The 17,254-nt window shown below is 69.1% G+C and carries 15 protein-coding genes and 1 pseudogene; 5 read left to right on the top strand and 11 right to left on the bottom strand.

The genetic code is table 11. The features are described from left to right. Positions 1-12: 12 nt before the first annotated feature. From C2868_RS04925 to C2868_RS04915, 3 genes are all read right to left on the bottom strand, one after another. Positions 13-504 carry a peptide deformylase gene (locus C2868_RS04925; protein ID WP_100811100.1) on the bottom strand — a complete coding sequence of 164 codons (492 nt, stop codon included), beginning with the start codon at positions 502-504 and terminating at the stop codon, positions 13-15. 6 nt (positions 505-510) lie between these two features. Further along, positions 511-2,208, bottom strand: coding sequence for a MinD/ParA family protein (locus C2868_RS04920; RefSeq protein WP_232711200.1), 1,698 nt, complete (start codon positions 2,206-2,208; stop codon positions 511-513). 108 nt (positions 2,209-2,316) lie between these two features. Further along, the gene (locus C2868_RS04915; protein WP_103663025.1) at positions 2,317-5,724 is read right to left on the bottom strand and encodes a pyruvate carboxylase; all 3,408 of its coding nucleotides are present in this window, start codon (positions 5,722-5,724) and stop codon (positions 2,317-2,319) included. Between the two features lie 70 nt (positions 5,725-5,794). On the opposite strand from C2868_RS04915, the gene C2868_RS04910 reads away from it, so the two are divergent. Then, positions 5,795-6,604 carry a ParA family protein gene (locus tag C2868_RS04910; protein WP_036296460.1) on the top strand — a complete coding sequence of 270 codons (810 nt, stop codon included), beginning with the start codon at positions 5,795-5,797 and terminating at the stop codon, positions 6,602-6,604. Between the two features lie 268 nt (positions 6,605-6,872). Here the strand turns inward: C2868_RS04910 and C2868_RS04905 are convergent, their stop codons facing one another. The 3 genes from C2868_RS04905 to C2868_RS04895 all read right to left on the bottom strand — a co-directional run bounded on the left by C2868_RS04905 (position 6,873) and on the right by C2868_RS04895 (position 8,696). After that, positions 6,873-7,418 (bottom strand): MerR family transcriptional regulator, encoded by a 546-nt coding sequence (locus C2868_RS04905; protein ID WP_100811102.1) that lies wholly within the window; start codon positions 7,416-7,418, stop codon positions 6,873-6,875. Positions 7,419-7,545: 127 nt separating this feature from the next. Then, entirely contained in the window at positions 7,546-8,238 is a 693-nt protein-coding gene (locus C2868_RS04900) for a MerR family transcriptional regulator (RefSeq protein ID WP_100811380.1), read from the bottom strand. Further along, positions 8,238-8,696: an FHA domain-containing protein gene (locus C2868_RS04895; protein WP_103663081.1), complete on the bottom strand. Its 459-nt coding sequence runs from the start codon at positions 8,694-8,696 to the stop codon at positions 8,238-8,240. Before C2868_RS04895 ends, C2868_RS04900 begins: the two co-directional genes overlap by 1 nt. Positions 8,697-8,984: 288 nt before the next feature. Between C2868_RS04895 and C2868_RS04890 the strand changes: the two are divergent. Both C2868_RS04890 and lpdA read left to right on the top strand, forming a co-directional pair. Beyond that, positions 8,985-9,431, top strand: a pseudogene (locus C2868_RS04890) (copper resistance protein CopC); the annotation flags it as partial. A 63-nt stretch (positions 9,432-9,494) separates the two neighbouring features. Next, a complete protein-coding gene (gene lpdA, locus C2868_RS04885) occupies positions 9,495-10,895 on the top strand; it encodes a dihydrolipoyl dehydrogenase (protein WP_100811104.1) in 1,401 nt (466 codons plus the stop codon). A gap of 71 nt (positions 10,896-10,966) precedes the next feature. Here lpdA and C2868_RS04880 read toward each other — a convergent pair whose 3' ends face one another. Both C2868_RS04880 and C2868_RS17665 read right to left on the bottom strand, forming a co-directional pair. Beyond that, positions 10,967-11,584: a CYTH domain-containing protein gene (locus C2868_RS04880; RefSeq protein ID WP_258034410.1), complete on the bottom strand. Its 618-nt coding sequence runs from the start codon at positions 11,582-11,584 to the stop codon at positions 10,967-10,969. 13 nt (positions 11,585-11,597) lie between these two features. Then, entirely contained in the window at positions 11,598-11,813 is a 216-nt protein-coding gene (locus tag C2868_RS17665; RefSeq protein ID WP_232711202.1) for a response regulator, read from the bottom strand. 93 nt (positions 11,814-11,906) lie between these two features. Here C2868_RS17665 and glgP point away from each other — a divergent pair, with 93 nt between their 5' ends. Together glgP and C2868_RS04870 are read left to right on the top strand one after the other, a co-directional pair. Then, positions 11,907-14,426 carry an alpha-glucan family phosphorylase gene (gene glgP / locus C2868_RS04875; protein WP_100811106.1) on the top strand — a complete coding sequence of 840 codons (2,520 nt, stop codon included), beginning with the start codon at positions 11,907-11,909 and terminating at the stop codon, positions 14,424-14,426. Positions 14,427-14,429: 3 nt separating this feature from the next. Further along, positions 14,430-15,164 (top strand): glutamine amidotransferase, encoded by a 735-nt coding sequence (locus tag C2868_RS04870; protein WP_100811107.1) that lies wholly within the window; start codon positions 14,430-14,432, stop codon positions 15,162-15,164. Between the two features lie 80 nt (positions 15,165-15,244). Here the strand turns inward: C2868_RS04870 and C2868_RS04865 are convergent, their stop codons facing one another. The 3 genes from C2868_RS04865 to C2868_RS17375 form a co-directional block, all read right to left on the bottom strand. Next, positions 15,245-15,964: an NAD(P)H-hydrate epimerase gene (locus tag C2868_RS04865; RefSeq protein WP_100811108.1), complete on the bottom strand. Its 720-nt coding sequence runs from the start codon at positions 15,962-15,964 to the stop codon at positions 15,245-15,247. Continuing rightward, entirely contained in the window at positions 15,961-17,016 is a 1,056-nt protein-coding gene (locus C2868_RS04860) for a YihY/virulence factor BrkB family protein (RefSeq protein ID WP_100811109.1), read from the bottom strand. Before C2868_RS04860 ends, C2868_RS04865 begins: the two co-directional genes overlap by 4 nt. Positions 17,017-17,077: 61 nt before the next feature. Then, entirely contained in the window at positions 17,078-17,233 is a 156-nt protein-coding gene (locus tag C2868_RS17375; RefSeq protein WP_157813920.1) for a hypothetical protein, read from the bottom strand. Between the last annotated feature and the right edge of the window lie 21 nt (positions 17,234-17,254).

Raw genomic sequence — 17,254 nt, 5'->3', positions numbered from 1 at the left:
ACGCGTTCCGGGCTAGAACCAGGAAGACTCGCGCACCTCGCGCATCGCCACGCGGCGACGCTCGGGCGTGAGCCGATCCAGGTACAGCGTGCCGTCGAGGTGATCGGTCTCGTGCTGCAGGGCCTGCGCGAGCAGACCCTCGCCCTCGAGGACCACGGGCTCACCGTCGAGGTCGATGCCCTCGACCCGTGCCCACGGGTACCGGATCGCCGGGTGCCAGAGGCCGGGAACCGACAGGCATCCCTCGTCCACGGGTACCGGCTCACCCCGCACCTCGACGAGGACCGGATTCAGGACGTACCCGATATCGCCGTCGATGTTGTAGCTGAACGCGCGCAAGCCGACGCCGATCTGCGGCGCGGCGACGCCGGCGCGTCCCGGAGGCTCGACCGTGTCGATCAGGTCACGCACCAGAGCACGGACGCTCTCATCGATCTCGCCGATCTCGGCCGCATGCGCCTTGAGCACGGGATCGCCGAAGAGGCGGATGTCTCGCACAGCCATGGCGCGTCAGGCCGCCGTCGATACGGACTGCAGACCCTCGACGACCTTGGCGGCCAGTTCGCGAGCGGCCGCGCGCGTGGCCGGCTGCAGGTCGCGGAACACGATCGCGCCCCCGGTCGCGAGCTGCGGGTCGTACGGCATACGCAGCACGTCGCGCACGCGAGTGCGGAAGTGCGCCTCGAGCTCGTCCTGACGCACCGGCGACGTTCCGGGCGATGACATGTTGAGGACGACGATGGCGCTCCGCACCCGATCCTCGTACCCGTTCGCCTCCAGCCACGTGAGCGTCTCGGATGCGAGCCGCGCCTCGTCGATGCTACGACCCGCGACGACGATCAGCCGGTCGGCACGCTCGAGCGTTGCCCCCATGACCGAGTGGACGATACCGGTGCCGGTGTCGGTCAGCACGACCGAGTAGTAGTGCGCCGCCACCTCGGCGACCGCGCGATACTCGTCACCGCTGAACGCCTCGGCGATGTGCGGGTCGGTGTCGGAGGCCAAGACATCCAAACGTGTCTCGTCGCGGGCGACGATCGCCGAGACGTCGTTGTAGCCGCGTAGGTTGTCGCGCTCGCGAACGAGATCACGGACGGTCCGGCCGCTGCGTCGCGCGATGCGCTCGGCGAGGGTACCGCGATCGGGGTTGGCATCGACGGCGATGACCCGATCGTCACGGGCGTCGGCGAGGGCCTGTCCGAGAAGGGTCGTGATGGTCGTCTTGCCCACGCCGCCCTTGCGCGAGACGACGGCGACGAACCGGGCGCCGCCCCCGGGCAGGGCCGCGGCGATGCGACGATCGAGGGCCTTGCGGGCGCGCGCCCGCTTGCCGTCGCCGACGTTGAGCTTGCCGCCGGTCACCGAGTAGAGCAGGTGCTGCCAGACCCCCTCGGGCTCGGGGCGCGCGATCTGTGCCGGGTCGAGCAGTCGATCGGCGGTGAGCAGATCGGATGTCTCGCGCTCCGAGACACCCGCGATGTCGCCGATTCTGCGCGAGGCCAGCACGGGTGCGTCGGCGGCTGAGGTGCGTGCGACTTCACGACGCTCGGCGGGCTGGGAGGCCGGGGCGGTCCCATCGTTCACGGGAGTCTCCTTCTCGTCCGGCGCGTCATCCACCGGTGCATCGAGATCGTCGTCGGTCGCGGCGTCCCCGTGGGGCGCTGCGGGGGCGGACTCGAAGCCGGTCGGCTCGAATCCGGTCGTCTCGGCATCGTCCAGGGGGAGATCGTCGATGTCGACGTCCTCGAACGAGGCATCCTCCGTGGTGAGGTCCTCGGATCCGGCACCGAGCGGGATGTCCTCGGGAAAACCGTCCTCGATACGACTGTCCTCGCTGGGGCTGTCTTCGCTGGGGCTGTGCTCGATGGGGCTGTCCTCGATGGGACTGTCCTCCATAGCGCCGGCCTCGAGGGGCATGTCCTCGACGGACGCCTCGTCCGGCACGACGCCGTCGAGGTCTTCCGTCGAATCGTCGCCCTCTGCCGAGACCTCCACCGCGGCCTCTTCGATCGCGACGTCGTCAGCGACCTCATCGGTCGGCGCCTGCTGCTCGACGGCGGGCAGATCGATCGTCACGAATCCGCCCGCGAAGGCGATGTCGCCCTCCACGATGTCCTCGTCGTCCTCTTCTTCCGCGGGAAGCGTGATATTGACGTGCGCCGTCTGCGTGCCGAGCAATCCGATGCCCGATGTCTCGACAGATGGCACGTCGTCGAGGATCCCGTTATCTGGGTCGTCGGTGCCGCTCGGATCTTTGCCGTGAGGCGTCACTGGAACTCCGGACCTTGCAGTTGGGGGGATGGTACTCGCCCCAGATTACTGCGCCGGGCGCACCACGACCAAAAGGTCTCCCGCCTCGACCTGCTGGGTTGCGCCGATCGCAAGGCGCTCGATCACGCCATCGATGGGCGACGTGATGGCCGCCTCCATCTTCATCGCTTCGATCGAGGCGACCGCCTGGCCCGCGTGAACCGACTCGCCCACAGACGCTTTCACCGTGACCACACCCGAGAACGGAGCCGCGACCTGGCCGGGCTTGGTCGTGTCGGCCTTCTCCGCCTGCCGGGCCTCGACCGAGATGCTCCGGTCGCGCACGAACACCGGACGCAGCTGGCCGTTGAGTGTCGTCATGACCGTGCGCATGCCCTTGTCGTCGGCCGCACCGATCGCCTCGAGCCCGACCAGCAGACGCACACCCCGCTCGATCTCGACCGCGTGCTCTTCGCCCGGGACGAGGCCGTAGAGGTAGTCGGAGGTGTCCAGCAGCGAGACATCGCCGAAGACCTCGCGCACCTGCGCGAACTGGCGGGTCGGCACGGGGAAGAGCAGACGGTTCAGCGCTTCGCGTCGAGCCGCGGCGTCGCCGGCCAGAGCCTCGGAATCCGCCGCGGACAGGGGTTCGACCTCGATCTTCACGGTGCGCCCGGCCAGCACGGCCGTGCGGAAGGGCTCGGGCCATCCGCCCGGCAGATCTCCGAGCTCGCCCGCCATGAATCCGACGACGGAGTCGGGGATGTCGTAGTTCTGCGGGTTGGCCTCGAAGTCGGCCGGGTCGGCCTTCACCGCCGCGAGATGCAGGGCGAGATCGCCGACGACCTTCGACGACGGCGTCACCTTGGGGATGCGGCCGAGGATGCCGTTGGCCGCGGCATACATGTCCTCGATCAGTTCGAAGTCATCCGCGAGGCCCAGGGCGATCGCCTGCTGACGCAGGTTCGAGAGCTGACCGCCGGGGATCTCGTGCCGGTACACGCGGCCCGTGGGCCCCGGCAACCCGGATTCGAACGGGGCGTACAGGTGGCGCACGGCCTCCCAGTACGGCTCGAGGTCGGCGACCGCATCCAGGTCGAGGCCGGTGTCGCGCTCGGTGTGCGCGAGAGCAGCGACCAGCGACGAGAGTGACGGCTGGCTGGTCGTCCCCGCCATGGGGGCGGATGCCGCATCCACCGCGTCCGCACCGGCGGCACTCGCCGCGAGGAGCGTTGCGAGCTGCCCACCCGGGGTGTCGTGCGTGTGCACGTGGACGGGCAGGTCGAAGCGCGCCCGCAGAGCGGACACGAGGCGTGAGGCGGCTTCGGGACGCAGAAGCCCGGCCATGTCCTTGATCGCGAGGACGTGGGCACCGGCATCCACGATCTGCTCGGCGAGGCGCAGGTAGTAGTCGAGGGTGTACAGGTCCTCGTCCGGGTTGAGGAGGTCGCCCGTGTAGCAGACCGCCACTTCCGCGACCGCCGAGCCCGTCGCCAGGACGGCGTCGATCGCGGGTCGCATCTGCGCAACGTCGTTCAGAGCGTCGAAGATGCGGAAGATGTCTACGCCGGTCGCCGCGGCTTCGCGCACGAACGCATCCGTCACCTCGGTCGGGTACGGGGTGTAGCCGACCGTGTTGCGGCCACGCAGGAGCATCTGGATCGGGACGTTCGGCAGGGCCTCGCGCAGACGCTCCAGCCGCTCCCAGGGGTCCTCGCCGAGGAATCGGAGAGCCACGTCGTAGGTCGCCCCGCCCCACGCCTCGACCGAGAACAGACCGGGGGTCAGTCGCGCCACGTACGGCGCGACGGCGACGAGGTCACGCGTGCGAACACGGGTCGCGAGCAAGGACTGGTGCGCGTCCCGGAAGGTCGTGTCGGTGACCGCGAGGGGCTTCTGTTCGCGTAGCGCCCGGGCGAATCCCGTCGGGCCCAGCTCGAGCAGACGCTGGCGCCCCGCGGGCGGGGCGGGCGCACTCAGGTCGATCGGCGGGAGCTTCATCGCCGGGTCGATCGACAGGGGGTTCTCACCGTTCGGCTTGTTGACCGTGACGTCGACGAGCCAGTTCAGCAGGCGCGTCCCGCGGTCCTTCGACTCGCGTCCCCGCAGCAATTGGGGACGCTCGTCGATGAACGACGTGGCGATGTCTCCGGCGACGAACGAGGGGTCATCGAGCACGGCCTGCAAGAACGGGATGTTGGTCGAGACGCCGCGGATGCGGAACTCGGCCAGAGCCCGCCGTGCCCGCGAGACCGCGGCCGGGAAGTCGCGCCCGCGGCAGGTGAGCTTCGCGAGCATCGAGTCGAAGTGGGGGCTGACCTGCGAACCGGCCGCGGTCGTCCCACCGTCGAGACGGATGCCGGCGCCGCCGGGCGAACGGTACGTCGTGATCTTGCCCGTGTCGGGTCGGAAACCCTGCGTCGGGTCCTCCGTCGTGATGCGGCACTGCAGCGCCGCGCCCCGCAGGCGGATGTCGGCCTGCTCGAGACCCAGGTCTGCCAGGGTCTCGCCCGCGGCGATGCGCATCTGGGTCTGGACGAGATCGACATCCGTCACCTCTTCGGTGACCGTGTGCTCGACCTGGATGCGCGGGTTCATCTCGATGAAGACGTGCGTGCCCGCGCGCTCCCCCTCGGTGTCGACGAGGAACTCGACCGTGCCGGCGTTGACGTAGCCGATCGACTCGGCGAAGGCGACGGCGTCACGGTGCAGCTTCTGGCGCAGTTCCTCGTCGAGGTTCGGCGCGGGCGCGATCTCGATCACCTTCTGGTGCCGGCGCTGCACCGAGCAGTCCCGCTCGAAGAGGTGGACGGTGTGCCCGGCCTGATCGGCGAGGATCTGCACCTCGATGTGACGGGGCCGGACGACGGCCTGCTCGAGGAACATGCGCGGGTCACCGAACGCGCTGTCGGCCTCGCGCATCGCCTCGGCGAGAGCCGGGGCCAACTCCTCCTTGGTCTCGACGCGGCGCATCCCGCGCCCGCCGCCGCCGGCGACGGCCTTGGCGAACAGCGGGAATCCGATTCCGTCCGCCTGTGCGAGAAGCTCGTCGACATCCGCCGATGCTTCGGTCGACGCGAGCACGGGCACCCCGGCGGCTATCGCGTGGTGCTTGGCGGTGACCTTGTTGCCGGCCATCTCGAGCACCCGCGCGGGCGGCCCGATGAAGGCGATGCCGTTGGCGCTCGCACGCTCGGCCAGATCCGGGTTCTCCGACAGGAATCCGTAACCGGGATAGATCGCATCGCAGCCGCTCTCGAGAGCGACGCGGATGATCTCGTCCACATCGAGGTAGGCACGCACGGGATGACCGCGCTCGCCGATCTCGTAGGCCTCGTCGGCCTTCAAACGATGCAGCGAGTTGCGATCCTCGTAGGGATAGACGGCAACCGTGCGCGCGCCCACCTCATAGGCGGCCCGAAAGGCGCGTATGGCGATTTCACCACGATTCGCGACAAGGATCTTGCGGAACATGACACCTCACAACTTCGGCGCGTCGACCTGAGTGTGTTCCACAGCCTAGGGGACGGTAACGTAGACGATTGTGCACGTACTCAGCGTCAGCTCCCTCAAGGGCGGGGTCGGAAAGACCACCGTGACGCTCGGGCTTGCCTCCGCGGCATTCGCCCGGGGCGTCCGAACACTCGTCGTCGACCTCGACCCGCAGTCGGATGTCTCGACCGGCATGGACATCCAGGTCGCCGGCCGTCTCAACGTCGCCGATGTGCTCGGCAACCCCAAGGAGAAGGTCGTCCGCCAGGCGATCACGTCGAGCGGGTGGGCGAAGGTCCACCCCGGCACGATCGATGTGCTGATCGGCAGCCCCTCGGCCATCAACTTCGACGGGCCGCACCCGAGCGTCCGCGATGTCTGGAAGCTCGAAGAAGCCCTCGCCACGATCGAGGCCGACTACGACCTCGTGCTCGTCGACTGCGCCCCGTCGCTCAATGCCCTCACGCGCACGGCGTGGGCCGCGAGCGATCGTGTGATCGTCGTGTCCGAACCCGGCCTGTTCTCGGTCGCCGCCGCTGACCGTGCCCTGCGCGCGATCGAAGAGATCCGCCGTGGTCTGTCGCCCCGGCTCCAGCCGCTCGGAATCGTCGTCAACCGCGTGCGGCCCCAGTCGATCGAGCACCAGTTCCGCATCAAAGAGCTGCGGGACATGTTCGGCCCCCTCGTGCTGTCCCCCCAGCTGCCCGAGCGCACGTCGCTGCAGCAGGCACAGGGCGCCGCGAAGCCTCTGCACATCTGGCCCGGCGACTCGGCTCAGGAGCTCGCGGCCGACTTCGACGCACTGCTCGATCGTGTCATGCGCACCGGCCGCATTCCGGTTCCCGGCGACGCCCGCATCTGACCTCGGGTCGTACCCGGCCGCGTCATGTCGACTCGCCGCTGCGCTCCGACCCAGCCTCGCCGCTGCGCTCCGACCCAGCCTCACCGCTGGGCTCCGACCCGACCCCGCCGCCCACCCGTTGCGTGTCCCACTTTCGCACTGTCGCGTCCCACTTTGCGTCGGTAACCGACCCCCATACCGAGCGTAAGTGGGACATCGTCTGTCCGGCGGCGGCGCATCACCCTGGCGCGACGAAGAGACCGCTGCGTGCTGACCGGAAGGGCTGGGGTCAGGCGGTGCGAGCCGAACGGCGAGCGGCGAGCTCGTCGATCGTGTCGACGGTCTGCGGGTCGAACTCGACGAGCGTGGACTCGACCTCGCGCAGGACCTTGCCGACAGCGATGCCGAAGACGCCCTGGCCGCGGCTGACCAGGTCGATGACCTCGTCGTTGGACGTGCAGAGATAGACGGATGCCCCGTCGCTCATGAGCGTGGTGCCCGCGAGGTCGCGGATACCCGCGGCCCGCAGCTGCTCGACCGCGGTGCGGATCTGCTGCAGCGAGATTCCGGTGTCGAGAAGACGCTTCACGAGCTTCAGCACGAGGATGTCGCGAAAGCCGTACATCCGCTGCGATCCCGAGCCGCTCGCGCCGCGAACGGTCGGCTCGACCAATTCGGTGCGGGCCCAATAGTCGAGCTGACGGTACGTGATCCCGGCGGCGCGCGCCGCGACGGCACCGCGGTAGCCGACCTCATCGTCCATGGCCGGAAGGCCGTCCGTGAACAGCAGGTCCGAGTCGAAACGTGTCTCGTCAGCGAGTTCGCCAGCGTTCATCGCGTCCTCCTCGCCTGGTTCCGAGACGCACGTGCGCGGCTCATCCCCCACGCTAGGACACCCGCCGTCGACGAGCAACGACATCCGCCGCGACACGCCGGGCGGCTCGGCGCAGGTCTCGGAACGGTCACGGAAGCAACCGGGTGAGCGCCGAGCGGACGAAGATCGCGCGTACCTCGTCGAGGCGTCGCGCCAGCTCGGGACCCACTTCGTTCGCCCTCGCCCGCGACGGCGCGTCGGCGCGATGCGTGAGCGGAGCCAGCGCCTGCTCGATCAGCGAGACGTCGCGCTCGGCACTCTGACGGATCGTCCGCAGGTGGCGCGGCTCGATTCCGTGGCTGTCGAGCGAGACGATCGCACGCAACAGCGAAACGCTCTGATCGCCGAACGACTCGGCGGCGGGCAGGATGCCGGACGACACGGCCTCGTTGAACAGCTGCGGGGTCGCACCGGCCGCACGGAGCAGCTCGTCGCGGCGATACCGGCGTCCCTGCGGGTGAATCGTGGGCGGCGGCTGCTGCCCCGGATGGCTGGGGTTGCGTCCCGCATCGAGATCGCTCAGATACTCGCGGATCACGTTGAGGGGCAGGTAGTGATCGCGCTGCAGCTGGAGGGCCAAGCGCAGCCGGTCGACGTCCGCGGGAGAGAACTTGCGGTAGCCCGACTCGGTGCGGGTCGGTGTGACGATGCCCTGCACCTCGAGGAAGCGTAACTTCGAGGTCGTCAGAGTCGGGAACTCCGGCGTCAGACGAGCGAGCACCTGCCCAATGCTGAGCAGACCCGCGCCCGGCGCGGAGCTTCGAGTAAGAGCCGCGGGCATCAGCCGTCCGCCGACAACGGCAGATCGACCGGGGAGATGAAGAAGGTCAGACGGAACTTTCCGATCCGCACCTCGGCGCCGTTCACGAGCAGAGCGCGATCCACGCGCTCACCGTCGACATAGCTGCCGTTGAGCGAGCGCTGGTCGACGATCTCGAAACCCTCGGGGCGACGCGTGATCTCGGCATGACGACGCGACACGGTCACGTCGTCGAAGAAGATATCGGCCTCGGGGTGTCGGCCGATCGTGGCGACCTCGGCATCGAGCAGATAGCGCGCTCCCGCGGTCGGGCCGGAACGGACGAGCAGGAGAGCCGCTCGCGCCGGGAGGGCCGAGATGGCGTCGAGTTCGGCCTGTGAGAGCTCGGACCCGAACGGAACGAAAGAGAGGTCGGAATCGTGTCCGAACGTCTGCGTCGTATCGGGCGTGGAATGCGCCGGCTCGGCCTCGCGGCGCATGGCCTGGGGCGTCTGGTCCTGCTGTTCTGACACGCTGTCCTCCTCGCGCTCCAGACTAGCCGATCGGATCCGTGCGCGACGGGCCGGAGTGCGGTGTTCACCGCCCGATGGGTGCTCAGGGACCCTCGATTAGGCTCGGGGGGTGATGTCTCAGCCGCAACGCCGCCCGTCCGCCGTTCGACGCTCCGGGCTCGCGGCGTTGATGGTCGCCCTCTGCGCATTCTTCGTCGCCGCACCGTCCGCGGCCTGCGCGCACGATGAACTGATCGGCAGCACCCCCCCTCGAACGGCGAGATCGTCGAGGTCGGCCCGACCGAGATCGATCTGCGCTACAGCGCGAATCCGCTCGAGGGCGCCGGCGCGACCGAGGTTCTCGTGATCTCCCCCTCGGGGGCGGAGGTGCAGCAGGGTGATCCCGTTCTCGACCGCAACGGCGTCATCCAGGAACTGTCCGGCACGGACGAACGTGGCACCTACACGGTGGTGTGGCGGATCGTCTCGAGCGATGGTCACCCGATCTCGGGCGAGCTCACCTTCTCGGTCGGCGAGCCATCCGAACCCGCCGGTCTTCCGACCGCGGGCGGCGCCGGCGGCGAAACGGACCCGGACACGGATGCCGTGGGTGTCGACCTCACCGCCATCTGGATCATCGTCGGCATCGTCGCGATCGGCCTCGGGGGCGCTCTCGTCGCCGTTCTGATGGTTCGCGCACGACGCCGCAACGACGGAGTTTGAACGGCAACGGAACGGGTCGCGACCCCGGCACTGGAGCACCGCGCGGGGTCTAGGCTTGAAGCTATGCCTCACTACGACGTCGTCATTCTCGGCGCCGGCCCCGGCGGATACGTCGCGGCCGTGCGAAGCGCTCAGCTCGGTCTTTCGGTGGCCATCATCGAAGAGAAGTACTGGGGCGGTGTCTGCCTCAACGTCGGCTGCATCCCCTCGAAGGCTCTTCTGCGCAACGCCGACCTCGCGCACGTGTTCACCCACCAGGCCGAGCAGTTCGGCATCTCGGGAGACGTGCACTTCGACTTCGGCACCGCGTGGGATCGCAGCCGCAAGGTGTCCGAGACGCACGTCAAGGGCATCCACTTCTTGATGAAGAAGAACAAGGTCACCGAGTACGAGGGCCGCGGATCGTTCGTCGATGCGAACACGATCGACGTCGCGAAGGCCGATGGGTCGAGCGAGCGACTGACATTCGACAACGCGATCATCTCGACCGGCTCGCGCGTGCGCCTGCTCCCGGGCGTGCAGCTCAGCGAGAACGTCGTGACGTACGAAGAGCAGATCATGACGCGCGAGCTGCCGAAGTCGATCGTCATCGTCGGTGCCGGCGCGATCGGCATGGAGTTCGGCTTCATCATGACCAACTTCGGGGTCAAGGTCACGATCATCGAGTTCCTCGACCGCGCCCTTCCCAACGAGGACGCGGACGTCTCGAAGGAGATCGCCCGCCAGTACAAGAAGTACGGCGTCGACATCCTCACCTCGACCAAGGTCGACTCGGTCACCGACCACGGCGACAAGGTCACGGTCACGTACACGCCGAACAGCGGCGGTGAGACGCAGTCGATCGACACCGACAAGGTCCTCATGTCGATCGGGTTCGCGGCGAACGTCGAGGGCTACGGCCTGGAGAACACGGGCGTGAAGCTGACCGATCGCGGCGCTATCGAGATCGACGACTTCATGCACACGAACGTGCCCCACATCTATGCGATCGGCGACGTCACGGCCAAGCTGCAGCTCGCGCACGTCGCCGAGGCACAGGGTGTCGTCGCAGCGGAGACGATCGGCAAGGCCGAGACCATGGCGCTCGGCGACTATCGCATGATGCCTCGTGCGACGTTCTGCTCGCCCCAGGTGGCCTCGTTCGGGCTGACGGAGCAGCAGGCGCGCGACGCGGGCTACGACGTCAAGGTCGCGAAGTTCCCCTTCTCGGCGAACGGCAAGGCGAACGGCCTCGGCGAGCCCATCGGGTTCGTCAAGCTCATCGCCGACGGCGAGCACCTCGAGCTGCTCGGTGGCCACCTGATCGGCCCCGACGTGTCGGAGCTGCTGCCCGAGCTCACACTGGCCCAGAAGTGGGACCTGACCGCGCTCGAGGCCGCGCGCAACGTGCACACCCACCCGACGCTGTCCGAGGCCGTGCAAGAGGCGTTCCACGGCCTCGCCGGTCACATGATCAACATGTGACGAACTTCTTCACGAAGAACCGACGCCCGGCCTCGCATCGAGAGCCGGGCGTCGGTTCTCTCGTTCGCGGGTCAGCGCCCGAGGGCGCGTTCGAGTTTCGATCCGGATGCCGCGGGCACTCCCCCGACGGCGGCCACGACGGCGTCCACCGCCCCGAAGAACTCGGCCCGACCACGATCGTCGGCGGGCGCCGCGGGGCCGAGCTCGACCTCCCACTCGCGCCAGCGCGCAACGTTGCCCGTCTGCAGGTCGGTCGCCTCGACGTGATCGTCGACGTACTCGGCGACGACAGCGCCCGAGGCATCGTGCAGCAGGATCGCGTGACGCTCGTTGCGCACACGCGCGATCGGGCGCAGTTCGGTGTCGCCGCACCAGTCCGCGACGGCCGCGCAGACCTCGTCCGGCACCGCCATCGCGAGCGGATCGGAGGACAGGGAATCGTCGAGGGGCCAGCCCCACTCGTGCCGCCCCTCCGGAGCGCTGGACTTGACGTGCCATCCCTCATCGGGACCGCCCGTCCGTCGCCTCAACGCGACGGCTCGACGCGCCAGAGCGAAATCGGCCGTGTCGAAGTAGATCGCGTCGAGGGAGCGCAGCTCGGTCGGAGCGACCCGGGCCACACCGGGAAGCGCGGCCAGATCCGGGATGCGGGTGACCTCGCTCACGTCGTACTTGCGCTCGACCTCGATCGAGCGCTTCGGCTCATTCGTCGCTCGGCCGAATCTCTTGCGTCTCTTCGACGTAGACGAACGTGGCCTGTGTGGGGCCGTCCGCTTCGCCGGTCTGCTCGAGCTCGCCCTGGCGGCGGTAGACGATCTGACCCTCGCTGTACGGCAGGACGAGCGAGTCGTCGTCGGCATCCTCGAGGGGTACCACCTGGCCGTCGAGCGGCCCTCCGGAAAGTCGTGCAATAGACATGATTCCTCCTTCTTCGACCCTACCCCGCGGGCGCGACCGGCCCCCGCCACCCACGATGGGAAGCCGTCAGACGACACCCCTAAGATCAGTCGCATGAAGGCTATTCGAACGTTCACGGTCCGCCCCGTCCTCGCCGAAAGCATCGCGGCACTCGACACCCTCGCCGCGAACTGGCGCTGGTCGTGGAGTCGCGCCACGCACGCCCTGTTCGAGTCCATGGATCCCGCCGTGTGGGCGAAGGTCGGAGAGAACCCCGCACGGATGCTCGGTGCGCTGGGCCAGGAGCGGCTCGACGCCCTTGCCCGCGACGACGCATTCGTCGGTCGGGTCACCGAGGAAGCCGATCGGCTCGAGGCCTACCTGACGCAACCGCGGTGGTTCCAGCGCGTGCAGGGCCCGAAACCCGAGCACATCGCCTACTTCTCCCCCGAGTTCGGGGTGGACGGCTCGCTCCCCCAGTACTCCGGCGGCCTCGGCATCCTCGCCGGCGATCACCTGAAGAGCTGCTCGGACCTGGGCGTGCCGCTGACGGGCATCGGCCTGTTCTACCGCGCGGGATATTTCCGCCAGTCGATCGGCGACGACGGCTGGCAGCGCGAGAGCTACCCGCTGCTCGACCCCCACGGCCTCGGTCTGACGCTGCTGCGCGACGGCGACGGCACGCCGGTCGAGGTGTCCCTCGACATCACGGCCGGTCGCGTGCTGCACGCGCGCATCTGGGTGGCCGACATCGGTCGCGTGCCCCTGCTGCTGCTCGACTCCGAGACGCCCTCCAACACGGAAGAGATGCGCCGGGTCACAGACCGCCTGTACGGCGGCGGCGGCGAGCATCGGCTCTTGCAAGAGGCACTGCTCGGTATCGGCGGTGTGCGCGCCCTGCGCGCCTGGTGCCGCGTGACGGGCCGACCGGAGGCGGACGTCTACCACACGAACGAGGGCCACGCGGGGCTGCAGGGCATCGAGCGGATGTCGGAGCTCATCACCCACGATGGCCTGACCTTCGACGAGGCACTCGCACAGGTGCGCGCCTCGACGGTGTTCACGACGCACACCCCGGTCCCGGCCGGCATCGACCGCTTTCCCAAGGACCTGATCGCCGACTACCTCACGGCCGGTGTCGTCAGCGGCATCGACCCGCAACGTGCTCTCGCGCTCGGGCTCGAGAGCTGGCAGGGCGGCGATCCGAGCGTGTTCAACATGGCCGTGCTCGGCCTGCACCTCGGGCAGCACGCGAACGGTGTCTCACTGTTGCACGGCGAGGTGAGCCGCGGGATGTTCGGGCAGTTGTGGCCGGGCGTCGACACCGACGAGGTTCCCATCACGTCGATCACGAACGGCGTGCACCCGCCCACCTGGCTGCACCCCGCGCTGAAGGGCCTGAGCGAGCGCGCCTTCGGTGATGCGCACGTCGAGACCCACGATTGGACGGACGTCGCGCGCGTCCCGGATCGCGAGCTCTGGGACACACGTTCGACGATGAAGGGCGAACTGGTCGACGAGGCGCGCAGCCGCACCGGCCTCGCGGGCGTCCTCGATCCCGAGGCACTCACGATCGGGTTCGCGCGACGCGTGCCGACGTACAAACGCCTCACGCTCATGCTGCGGGACCCCGAACGGCTGACGCGGATCCTGACCGACCCCGAGCATCCCGTTCAGATCATCGTCGCGGGCAAGTCGCATCCCGCCGACGACTCCGGCAAGCAGATGATCCAGGAGCTCGTGCGATTCAGCCGTGATCCGAAGGTTCGGGGGCGGATCGTGTTCCTGCCCGACTACGACATCTCGCTCGCCAAGACCCTCTTCCCCGGCTGCGACGTCTGGCTCAACAACCCCATCCGTCCCCTCGAGGCATCCGGCACCTCGGGCATGAAGGCGGCGCTCAACGGCGCGCTCAACCTGTCGATCCTCGACGGCTGGTGGGACGAGTGGTTCGACGGGCAGAACGGCTGGGCGATCCCCACGGCCGACACGGCGAGCTCGGATGACGAGCGTGACGACGCCGAGGCATCCGCACTCTATGACCTGATCGAGCACCAGCTCGTGCCGAAGTTCTTCGACCGTACGGACGGGGTCCCCACGGAGTGGCTCGGAATGGTCCGCCACACGATGAGGGTGCTGGGGCAGAAGGCGACGAGCGACCGGATGGTGCGCGAATACGTCGCCCGTCTGTACACGCCCGCGTCGGAGCACGCGACCGAGCTGCGCGCCGACGATTTCGCCCTTGCGCGCGAGCTCGCGGATTATACGGAGCGCGTGCGTGCGGCCTGGCCGTCGGTGCACATCGCGAGCGTGGACGGGTCGGGCATCGCGCAGCAGGCAGCCGCCGGCGACGTGCTCGAGGTGCGCGCCGCCGTCGCGCTCGACGGGCTCTCTGCCCACGATGTCGCCGTGCAACTCGTGTGCGGGACGACGGATGCCGAGGACGCCATCACGGGAGAGCGTTCGATCGTGCCGCTGGCGGTCTCGGGCGATCCGGTCGACGGGCTGACGACGTTCACGGGCACCGTGCCGCTCGCCGTGACGGGTCCGTTCGGTTACACGGTGCGCGTCGTGCCGACGCATCCGCAGCTCGTCTCGGATGTCGAACTCGGCCTCGTCACGTATGCCTCGTAGCCGGTGAGACCGTTCGTACTGCTCGCCACGCGGGCCGAGGACGTGCCCGCGGACGAGGAGTACGCCGCGATCCTGCACGCCACGGGACTCGATGAGCGTGACCTGATCCGGGTGCGTCTCGAGGCCGGTCCGATGCCGGAACTCGACCTCGACGCCCTGTCGGGCATCATCGTCGGCGGTGGCCCGTTCAACGCCTCCGACGCGACGGAGGCCAAATCGCCCGTGCAGCGGCGGGTCGAAGAGGAGTTCGACGCCCTGCTCGACCGGGTCGTGCCGGCCGACTTCCCGTTCTTCGGGGCGTGCTACGGCATCGGAACGCTGGGCGTGCACGAGGGCGCCGCGATCGACCGCACGTTCGGCGAGCCGATCAGCGTCGTTCCGGTCACGCTGACCGCGGAGGGCGCGCGCGATCCGCTGTTCGCCGGGCTCCCGACCGAGTTCGGCGCGTTCGTCGGTCACAAAGAGGCGGTCTCGCGCCTGCCCGCGCACGCGGTGCACCTGGCATCCTCACCGGGGTGTCCCGTGCAGGCGTTCCGCGTCGGACGGAACGTCTACGCGACGCAGTTCCATCCCGAACTCGACGTCGACGGCATCACGACGCGCATCCACGCCTATGCGGGGCACGGCTACTTCGCCCCACACGAACTCGAGACGACGCTCGCCGCCGTGCGCCGGGCGCCGGTATCGCATCCGTCACGGATGCTGCGGACGTTCGTCGAGCTCCACGCGCGCGGCTGAGTGACCCCAGGGGGCGCGAACGGTCGCGACTCGCCGTGTCGCAGCACGGGCACGCGGCGAGTCGCGACCGCTCGCCGCGGTCAGGCCACGAGACGGACGGGCACGGATGTCTCGAGCTCCGGTCGCACCCGCGCCAGGGCGGGCCCGAGGCCCAGGTCGACGAGGCGGATCTCGCCGGCAACCTCCGGGCCGCGTCCCCGAACAAGACCCGCCTTCAACGCACCGAAGGTCACGGTGATGTCGGCGGGCAACACGGCGTCGTCGGCCGAACCGTCGTCGGGGTGCAGGCCGCTCGGAAGGTCGACCGCGACGACACGAGGCCGGTCCGGCGCATCCGTCGACACAGCGGGGATGATCGCCTCGACGACCGCCCGCGCGATCCCGCGGAGCGCGGGCGATGGGGACGTGCCGATGCCGAGGATCCCGTCGACGATCACGCTGAAGCCGGATGCTCCGGCCCGCACCTCGTCGAGACCGACACACCGTGCACCCGCGCGGCGAGCGGCACCGAGACCCTCGCTGTGCGCCCGATCGGACGTCAGCAGCAGACGCACGGGTATGCCCGAGCTCGCGAGCGAGGCCGCGGCGAACAGCGCATCCCCACCGTTGTTACCCGACCCGACGAGCACGAGTACGGGTCCCGCGGGATTGCCGGATGCCTCGAGCATCTCGCGCACGCACGCATCGGTCGCCGACGCGGCGCGCGCCATGAGGGGTTCGCCCGCCGCGATCAGGGGCTGCTCTGCGGCGCGGACCGCCGCGGCGGAGTATGCGGGGGTGGTGACTCCGGTGTCACTCATGTGTCTCCCTTCGATCCAGAGAGCGCCTTCTCGCGCTCCTCCTGCTCCGCCCGTCGCGCACGGTCGAGTTCGGCCTTGGCCACCTTCAGAGCGATTTCGGAACGTTGGACGCGCCGCGCGGCGAACGTGGGGGCCCCGTAGCGGGCGGGCACGCGATCCCGCTGCTCTTCGACACCGGTGAGGATGTACGCGGCCGAGATCAGCACGACCTGGCTCGACAGGTTGAACCAGAGCAGCAGGGCGATGAGCGCGGCGAATGAGGCCAGCAGCGGGTTGGCGCGCGCGCCTCCGACGAACAGGCCGGACAGCTGTTGCAGCACGGTGAGCCCGAGCCCGCCGAGCAGGGCGCCCGTCCAGAGCGTGCGACCCGAAGCCCTCACCCCCGACAGCACGCGGAACACCACGGCGATGACCACGGCGTCGAGGACGAAGACGACGACGGCGGACAGCAACCAGGTACCCCACGACGAGAGCGGGTGGTCGGGCGGCACCCCGAACCATCCGCCCACGACATCGACCAGCGCGGTTCCGAAGAACGTCACACCGGCCGCGACCACCAGCGCAACACCGACCCCGACGGCGACGGCGAGGTTTCGGAGCAGGGCCCAGACGATGAAGAGGTCTTCGTTGGGCTGGTCGGCGAGCGACCGCAACGCGGAACGCACCTGACCGACAGAGCCGATGGCCGCACCGACCAAACCGATCGACGACAGAACTCCGGTCAGTGACAGACCCGCCGGCGCCGTGATGTCCGAGGGATCGATCAGCCCGTCCGTGCCGACCAGCCCCGGGATGACGGAGTTGACCGCGTCGATGAGTGCCTGCCAGGCGGCGGCATTGCCCGAGAGCCACAGGGCCGCGATCGAGAATCCCAGAAGCACCGCGGCGAAGACCGCGAACAAGAGGCGATACGTGATGCTGTCGGCGAGCATCGGGCCCCGATGCTCGGAGTAGAGAAGGAGGGCGCGAACGGGCTTGCGCTGCAGCGCCCACGCGATGATCCGGGCGATGGGTGGTCGCGGGGCCTGCGGACGCGCTTCGGTATCGGCCATCTGGTCAGGCTAATCGCGCGACGGCAACCGTGCAGCACCTTGACAGCCCGGGCGGATCCCGTCAGGGCGCCGGGCGGGCGACGGCGAAACCGATCTGCACCTCTCCCGTCCCCCATGGTCGCGCCTCGGCCTGCTCGACCGCGATCCGCTGTTCCGCATCCCCGGCGAGCAGGGCCGCCGCGGCGCACGCCAGGGCGGCCGCGGCGATGATCACCATGAGAGCAATGAGCCACCGGCG

It is taken from the genome of Microbacterium sp. CJ77 (assembly GCF_002911615.1).
In the GTDB taxonomy this organism is placed as follows: Bacteria; Actinomycetota; Actinomycetes; order Actinomycetales; family Microbacteriaceae; genus Microbacterium.
Note: the sequence above shows the minus strand (reverse complement) of the source record. Positions and strands in the feature narration are given on the sequence as shown.